Origin of the sequence: Mycobacterium sp. 1165178.9 (assembly GCF_001673555.1) — a bacterium.
Classification (GTDB): Bacteria; Actinomycetota; Actinomycetes; order Mycobacteriales; family Mycobacteriaceae; genus Mycobacterium.
This window is the reverse complement of record NZ_LZMB01000518.1, coordinates 1-7,377: the sequence shown is the minus strand read 5'-3', so window position 1 is coordinate 7,377 and position 7,377 is coordinate 1. Positions and strand designations below refer to the sequence as shown.

Annotated in this window: 7 protein-coding genes; 6 read left to right on the top strand and 1 reads right to left on the bottom strand. The window is 66.9% G+C overall.

Annotated features, from left to right (window positions below; translation table 11 throughout):
- Nucleotides 1-41 precede the first annotated feature (41 nt).
- From A5652_RS22175 to secG, 6 genes are all read left to right on the top strand, one after another.
- Nucleotides 42-1,799 carry a DUF3556 domain-containing protein gene (locus A5652_RS22175; RefSeq protein WP_067356823.1) on the top strand — a complete coding sequence of 586 codons (1,758 nt, stop codon included), beginning with the start codon at nucleotides 42-44 and terminating at the stop codon, nucleotides 1,797-1,799.
- Complete coding sequence (locus A5652_RS22170) at nucleotides 1,796-3,220, top strand: NAD(P)/FAD-dependent oxidoreductase (RefSeq protein WP_067356816.1); 1,425 nt, start codon at nucleotides 1,796-1,798, stop codon at nucleotides 3,218-3,220. The genes A5652_RS22175 and A5652_RS22170 overlap by 4 nt, the downstream gene beginning before the upstream one ends.
- 124 nt (nucleotides 3,221-3,344) lie before the next feature.
- Complete coding sequence (gap, locus tag A5652_RS22165; protein WP_067356813.1) at nucleotides 3,345-4,364, top strand: type I glyceraldehyde-3-phosphate dehydrogenase; 1,020 nt, start codon at nucleotides 3,345-3,347, stop codon at nucleotides 4,362-4,364.
- A 3-nt stretch (nucleotides 4,365-4,367) separates the two neighbouring features.
- Nucleotides 4,368-5,603, top strand: coding sequence for a phosphoglycerate kinase (gene pgk, locus A5652_RS22160; protein ID WP_067356811.1), 1,236 nt, complete (start codon nucleotides 4,368-4,370; stop codon nucleotides 5,601-5,603).
- The gene (gene tpiA, locus A5652_RS22155; RefSeq protein ID WP_067356808.1) at nucleotides 5,600-6,385 is read left to right on the top strand and encodes a triose-phosphate isomerase; all 786 of its coding nucleotides are present in this window, start codon (nucleotides 5,600-5,602) and stop codon (nucleotides 6,383-6,385) included. The genes pgk and tpiA overlap by 4 nt, the downstream gene beginning before the upstream one ends.
- A gap of 30 nt (nucleotides 6,386-6,415) precedes the next feature.
- Nucleotides 6,416-6,649 (top strand): preprotein translocase subunit SecG, encoded by a 234-nt coding sequence (gene secG, locus A5652_RS22150; RefSeq protein WP_067356804.1) that lies wholly within the window; start codon nucleotides 6,416-6,418, stop codon nucleotides 6,647-6,649.
- Nucleotides 6,650-6,668: 19 nt separating this feature from the next.
- Here the strand turns inward: secG and A5652_RS22145 are convergent.
- On the bottom strand, nucleotides 6,669-7,377 hold a 709-nt coding region (locus A5652_RS22145), incomplete at its 5' end, for a TIGR03564 family F420-dependent LLM class oxidoreductase (protein WP_067356801.1).

Here is a 7,377-nt window from a genome sequence, read left to right as displayed (position 1 = left end):
TCGATGGGCCAGCTGGTTTCTAGACAGGAACGAGGCCGCCCATGGGATTCATGTCACCGGAACTTCCGGACGTCGACCACACGACCTGGCCGACCCTGCCCCGGGCCACCCGACTCCAAGTGGTGACGCGGCATTGGGCGGAGCACGGCTTCGGGACACCGTACGCGGTGTATCTGCTGTACCTGCTCAAAATAGCCCTGTACATCGTCGTGCCGGCCGCGGTCATCTCGCTTACGCCCGGGCTCGGCGGCCTGGGCCGCATCGGTGACTGGTGGACGCAACCCATCGTCTACCAGAAGGTTGTCATCTTCACGCTGCTGTTCGAGGTCGTGGGCCTCGGCTGCGGATCCGGGCCGCTGACCGGGCGGTTCATGCCACCGATCGGAGGCATCCTTTACTGGTTGCGGCCCAACACGATTCGCCTACCGGCCTGGCCCGGCAAGGTTCCGTTCACCCGTGGTGACAACCGTACCGTCGTCGACGTCGCACTGTATGCCATCGTTCTGATCGGCGGGGTGTGGGCGCTGCTGTCACCCGGTCACGGCGGGCCGGTGACCGCCACCGGCGACGTCGGCCTGATCGACCCCGTCCGGGTCATCCCGACGATCGTCGCCCTGGCGCTGTTGGGACTGCGCGACAAGACGATCTTCCTGGCCGCCCGCGGCGAACACTATTGGCTGAAGCTGTTCGTGTTCTTCTTCCCGTTCACCGACCAGATCGCGGCCTTCAAGATCATCATGCTCTGCTTGTGGTGGGGCGCAGCGACTTCCAAGCTCAACCACCACTTCCCGTACGTGGTTGCGGTGATGACGAGCAACAACGCGCTGCTGCGGCCCAAGCTGTTCACCCCGATCAAGCGCCTGCTCTACCGCGACCACCTCAACGACCTACGGCCCACCTGGTTGCCGAAGCTGATGGCCCATGTCGGGGGCACGACAGCGGAATTCATCGTTCCCACGGTTCTGGTGTTCGTCGCCGGCGATCAACCGTGGCGGTGGTTCCTGATCGGATTCATGGTGGTCTTCCACCTCAACATCATTTCCAACCTCCCGATGGGAGTGCCGTTGGAGTGGAACGTGTTCTTCATCTTCTCGCTGTTCTACCTGTTCGGGCATTACGGCGGGATTCGTGCCACCGATCTTTCCTCGCCGCTGCTGCTGGCGCTCGTGCTGGTCGTGGTGGCCATCGTGATCGCGGGAAACATGTTCCCCGAGAAGATTTCGTTCCTGCCGGCCATGCGCTACTACGCCGGCAACTGGGCCACCAGCCTGTGGTGCTTCCGGGCGGGCGCCGAGGAGAAGGTCGACGCCGAGATCGTCAAAAGCTCCGCGCTCGTGGTCAATCAGCTGGCCCGGCTCTACGGCCCGCAGACCGCCGAAGTCATGGCGGACAAGGTGGCGGCGTTCCGCGCTATGCATATTCACGGCCGGGCACTCAATGGCCTGCTGCCGCGGGCGATCGGCAACGAGGCCGACTACAAGGTGCGCGAGGGCGAGGTCGTGGCCGGGCCCCTGGTCGGGTGGAACTTCGGTGAAGGGCACTTGCACAACGAGCAGCTGCTCGAGGCGGTACAGCGGCGCTGCAACTTCGAGGACGGCGACCTTCGCGTGATCGTCCTCGAGGGTCAACCGATCCATATCCAAAAGCAGTGGTACCGCATCCTCGACGCCAAGACCGGACTGATCGAGGCGGGCTACGTCACCATCGAGGACATGGCGTCGCGTCAGCCGTGGCCCGAGCCGGGTGACGAATTTCCGGTTCACCTCACCACGCAACCCGTCCTTCACGGAGATTCGTGACGACCGCGGTGGTCGTCGGTGCCGGGCCCAACGGCCTGGCCGCGGCGATCCGGCTGGCCCGGGACGGCATCGACGTCCAGGTGCTGGAGGCGCGCGAGACCGTCGGCGGCGGAGCACGCTCCGGTGAGTTGACGGTGCCCGGCGTCATCCACGACCACTGCTCGGCGTTTCATCCGCTGGGGATCGGTTCGCCGTTTTGGAAGGAGATCGACCTCCCGCGCTACGGGCTGGCGTGGAGGTGGCCGGATATCGACTGCGCGCACCCACTCGACGACGGGACCGCCGGGGTGCTGTACCGGTCCCTCGATGAGACGACGGCCGGCATGGGACCCGACGCCTCCCGGTGGCGCCGCGCGGTCGGGGACCTTGCGGCTGGATTCGACGCGCTGGCCGAAGACCTGCTGCGTCCCGTGCTCAACATTCCGCGTCACCCGGTTCGCCTCGCCGCCTTCGGACCGCGCGCGGTGCTGCCGGCCACCGCGATGGCCCGGTGGTTTCGTACCGAACAGGTGCGCGCGCTGTTCGGCGGATCGGCCGCGCACGTCTACACCCGCCTGGACCGCCCACTCACCGCGTCGCTCGGGCTGATGATCCTGGCCAGCGGCCACCGATATGGGTGGCCGGTCGCCGAGGGAGGATCGGGTTCGATCGCCAAGGCGCTCACCGCCGCCCTCGAAGAGCACGGCGGGGCCGTGACCACCGGTGCGACCGTCACCCGTCGCAACGACATTCCCGACGCTGACATCGTCATGCTCGACCTGACTCCGGCCGCGGCGCTGAAAATCTATGGCGACGCCATGCCCGGCCGCGTCAAACGCTCCTATGCGCGCTACCGCCAGGGTTCCTCGGCGTTCAAGGTCGACTTCGCCATCGAAGGTCACATCCCTTGGACCAACCCGGATTGCGGTCGCGCCGGCACGGTCCATCTGGGCGGCACGTTCGCCGAGGTCGCCGACACCGAACGTCAACGCGCGCAAGGCAAAATGGTGGGGCGGCCCTTTGTGCTCGTAGGGCAGCAATACCTGGCCGACCCCTCCCGGTCGGCGGGCGGCATCAACCCGATCTGGGCTTATGCGCACGTGCCGTTCGGCTACACCGGCGACGCCACCGCCGCCGTCGTCGACCAAATCGAGCGGTTCGCCCCGGGATTCCACGAGCGCGTCGTGGCAACCGTCAGCAAGGGCACCGCGGATCTAGAGGCCTATAACCCCAACTTCATCGGCGGCGACATCATCGGCGGCGCCAACGACAGGCTGCAGGTCATCCTGCGGCCGCGCATCTCCGTCAACCCGTATGCGACCGGGGTGCCGGGCGTCTACCTGTGTTCGCAATCCACGCCGCCGGGAGCGGGCATCCATGGCCTGTGCGGCTACTACGCCGCCGAGGCGGCACTGGGGTGGCTGCGGAAGCGTCGTCGATAGCCCGGCCGCGTGTGGTCGTCGTCACGGGTGATGTACCAGCCCGGCAACGGACGGCGAAACTGATCTAGGCTGGCGACGAGCGCAGATCAGCGGACGCAGGAAAGAAAGACGACAGGAGAGACAAGTGACGGTCCGAGTAGGTATCAACGGCTTCGGTCGCATCGGGCGGAACTTCTACCGGGCCTTATTGGCTCAACAGGAGCAAGGCACCGCTGACATCGAGGTGGTCGCGGTCAACGACCTCACCGACAACGCCAGCCTGGCGCACCTGCTGAAATTCGACTCCATTCTGGGCCGCCTGCCCCACGACGTCAGCCTCGAGGGTGACGACACGATCGTCGTCGGCAGCAAGAAGATCAAGGCGCTCGAGGTCAAGGAAGGCCCCGCGGCGCTGCCCTGGGGCGACCTGGGCGTCGACGTCGTCGTGGAGTCCACCGGCATCTTCACCAACGCCGCCAAGGCCAAGGGCCACCTGGACGCGGGCGCCAAGAAGGTGATCATCTCCGCGCCGGCCACCGACGAGGACATCACCATCGTGCTGGGCGTCAACGACGACAAGTACGACGGCAGCCAGAACATCATCTCCAACGCCTCGTGCACCACGAACTGCCTCGGTCCGATCGCCAAGGTCCTCAACGACGAGTTCGGCATCGTCAAGGGCCTGATGACCACCATCCACGCCTACACCCAGGACCAGAACCTGCAGGACGGGCCGCATAAGGACCTGCGCCGGGCGCGTGCCGCCGCGCTGAACATCGTGCCGACCTCCACCGGCGCCGCCAAGGCCATCGGCCTGGTGCTGCCGGAGCTGAAGGGCAAGCTGGACGGCTACGCGCTGCGGGTGCCGATCCCCACCGGCTCGGTCACCGACCTCACCGCCGAGCTGAAGAAGTCCGCCAGCGCCGACGAGATCAACGCCGCGATGAAGGCCGCCGCCGAGGGGCCCATGAAGGGCATCCTGAAGTACTACGACGCGCCGATCGTGTCCAGCGACATCGTCACCGACCCGCACAGTTCGATCTTCGACTCCGGCCTGACCAAGGTGATCGAGGACCAGGCCAAGGTGGTGTCCTGGTACGACAACGAATGGGGCTACTCGAACCGCCTCGTCGATCTGGTCGCCCTGGTCGGCAAGTCGCTGTAAACCGTGGCCGTCCACAATCTGAAAGACCTGCTCGCCGAAGGGGTTTCCGGTCGCGGCGTGCTGGTGCGCTCCGATCTGAACGTCCCGCTCGATGACGGCAGGATCACCGATGCCGGCCGCATCACCGCCTCGGTGCCGACGCTGAAGGCGCTGGTCGACGCGGGCGCGAAGGTAGTGGTCACCGCACATCTGGGTCGGCCCAAGGGTGGAGCCGACCCGAAGCTGTCGCTGGCGCCCGTTGCCGCGGCGCTCGGTGAGCAGCTCGGCCGGCACGTGCAGCTGGCCGGCGATGTCGTGGGCACCGACGCGCTCGCGCGCGCCGAGGGGCTGACCGACGGGGACGTCCTGCTGCTGGAGAACGTCCGATTCGACGCCCGGGAAACCAGCAAGGACGATGACGAGCGGCTGGCGCTTGCCAGGCAGCTGGCCGAATTGGTCGGGCCGACAGGCGCTTTCGTTTCCGATGGCTTCGGCGTGGTGCACCGCAAGCAGGCCTCCGTGTACGACATAGCCACCCTGCTGCCGCACTACGCCGGCACGCTGGTGGCCGAAGAGATCCGGGTGCTCGAACAGTTGACCAGCTCGACGGAGCGGCCCTACGCCGTTGTGCTCGGCGGGTCCAAGGTCTCCGACAAGCTCGGGGTCATCGAGTCGCTGGCGACCAAGGCCGACAGCATCGTCATCGGCGGCGGTATGTGCTTCACCTTCCTTGCAGCGCAAGGGTTTTCGGTGGGCAAGTCGCTGCTGGAGGAAGAGATGGTGGAGACCTGCCGGGACCTTCTAGACACCTACGTCGACGTGCTGCGCCTGCCGAGGGACATCGTGGTCGCCGAGAAGTTCGCGGCTGACTCACCCCCGCAAACCGTGTCGGCCGACGCCATCCCGGACGACATGATCGGCCTGGACATCGGGCCGGACTCGGTCAAGCGGTTCACGGCGCTGCTGTGCAACGCAAGGACCTTGTTCTGGAACGGTCCGATGGGCGTGTTCGAGTTCCCCGCCTTCGCCGCCGGCACGAAGGGCGTCGCCGAGGCCATCGCAGAGGCGACCGGCAAGGGCGCATTCAGCGTGGTCGGAGGTGGCGACTCGGCGGCCGCGGTGCGCGCCCTGCGCATCCCGGAGGGCGACTTTTCGCACATCTCCACCGGAGGTGGCGCGTCGCTGGAATACCTTGAGGGCAAGACGCTGCCAGGTATCGAGGTACTGGGCCGGCCGCAGCCAAGCGAAGGAGACGCGTGAGCCGCAAACCGCTGATCGCCGGCAACTGGAAGATGAACCTCAACCACTTCGAGGCCATCGCGCTGGTGCAAAAGATCGCCTTCGCGTTGCCCGACAAGTACTACGACAAGGTCGACGTCACGGTCCTGCCTCCGTTCACGGATCTGCGCAGCGTGCAGACCCTGGTCGACGGCGACAAGCTGCGGTTGACCTACGGCGGGCAGGACCTGTCCCAGCACGATTCGGGCGCCTACACCGGCGACGTCAGCGGCGCCTTCCTGGCCAAGCTGGGTTGCACGTTCGTCGTCGTCGGGCACTCCGAGCGGCGCACCTACCATCACGAGGACGACGCGGTGGTGGCCGCAAAGGCCGCCGCGGCGCTCAAGCACGAATTGACCCCGATCGTGTGCATCGGCGAACACCTCGAGGTCCGCGAGGCGGGAGATCACGTCGGCCACTGCGAGGAGCAGCTGCGCGGCTCGCTGGCCGGGCTGTCCGCCGAACAGATCGCCAAGGTCGTCATCGCTTACGAGCCGGTGTGGGCTATCGGCACCGGGCGGGTGGCCAGCGCGGGCGACGCCCAGGAGGTGTGCGCGGCGATCCGCAAGCAGTTGGCGTCCCTCGCCTCGCCGGAGATCGCGGAGGACATGCGGGTGCTCTACGGCGGATCGGTGAACGCCAAGAACATCGGCGAGCTGATTGCCCGTGACGACATCGACGGCGGTTTGGTCGGGGGCGCGTCCCTGGACGGCGAGCAGTTCGCGACGCTGGCGGCGATCGCCGCCGGTGGGCCGCTGCCCTGAGAACGACTCCGCCCCGGTAGGCTGGCCGTCATGCAGTTGGCTTTGCAGATCACCCTGGTCGTCACCAGCATCCTGGTGGTGCTGTTGGTGCTGCTGCACCGCGCCAAAGGTGGCGGCCTGTCCACGCTGTTCGGTGGCGGCGTGCAGTCGAGCCTGTCCGGCTCCACGGTGGTGGAAAAGAACCTGGACCGGCTGACGTATTTCATCACCGCCATCTGGCTGGTGTGCATCGTCGGCATTGAGCTGATGATCAAGTACCGCTGACTGCGCCGATCCCGCACGTTCACACTGCTGCGGTGAGTCTCCACAGGGCTTCGCGGTCGACCGAGTCGGAGCGGTCCAGCGGGCTGAGCACGATGTCGGTGGCGCCGGCGTCACGGTAGCGGCGCAGCTGGCGCGCGACAGATTCCTCGGGGCCGATCGCGGCGAGGTCGACCACACTGTCGAGGCCTTCGCGGGCGATCACGTTTCGATATGACGGGATGGCCTCATAGAAGCTCAGCTGCTGGGCGGCGGCGCTGCGAGCGCCCTCGACATCGTCGGATAACAGCACGGGCACCGCGGCGACGACGCGCGGCGCCGGGCGGCCCGCCTCGGCCGCCGCCTCTGTGATTTCGGGCACGATGAATTCTTCGATCGTGCGGGGCCCGGCCAGGTAGGGCAGTGTCCCGTCGGCCAGTTCGCCGGTGACGCGCAACGCCTTAGGGCCCATGGCCGCCACATACACCGGGACCGGGGTGCCGCCGGGCACCTGCACCGGCCAGCTCGGGCTGGCGCTGAGTTCGCTGCCGTGAAAGTCGACACCGCCGGTGCTGAACACCGACGCCAGGATCGTCAGGTGCTCGCGCAGCCGGGTGATGGTGTTGGACCAATCGGTGCCGAAGGCCGGGCCTTCCACCTGACGAGCACCAAGTCCCAGCCCGAGGCTGAAGTTGCCGTGCGCGGCGGCCTGCGCCGTTTGCGCCAACGAGGCGATGATCAGCGGGTGACGG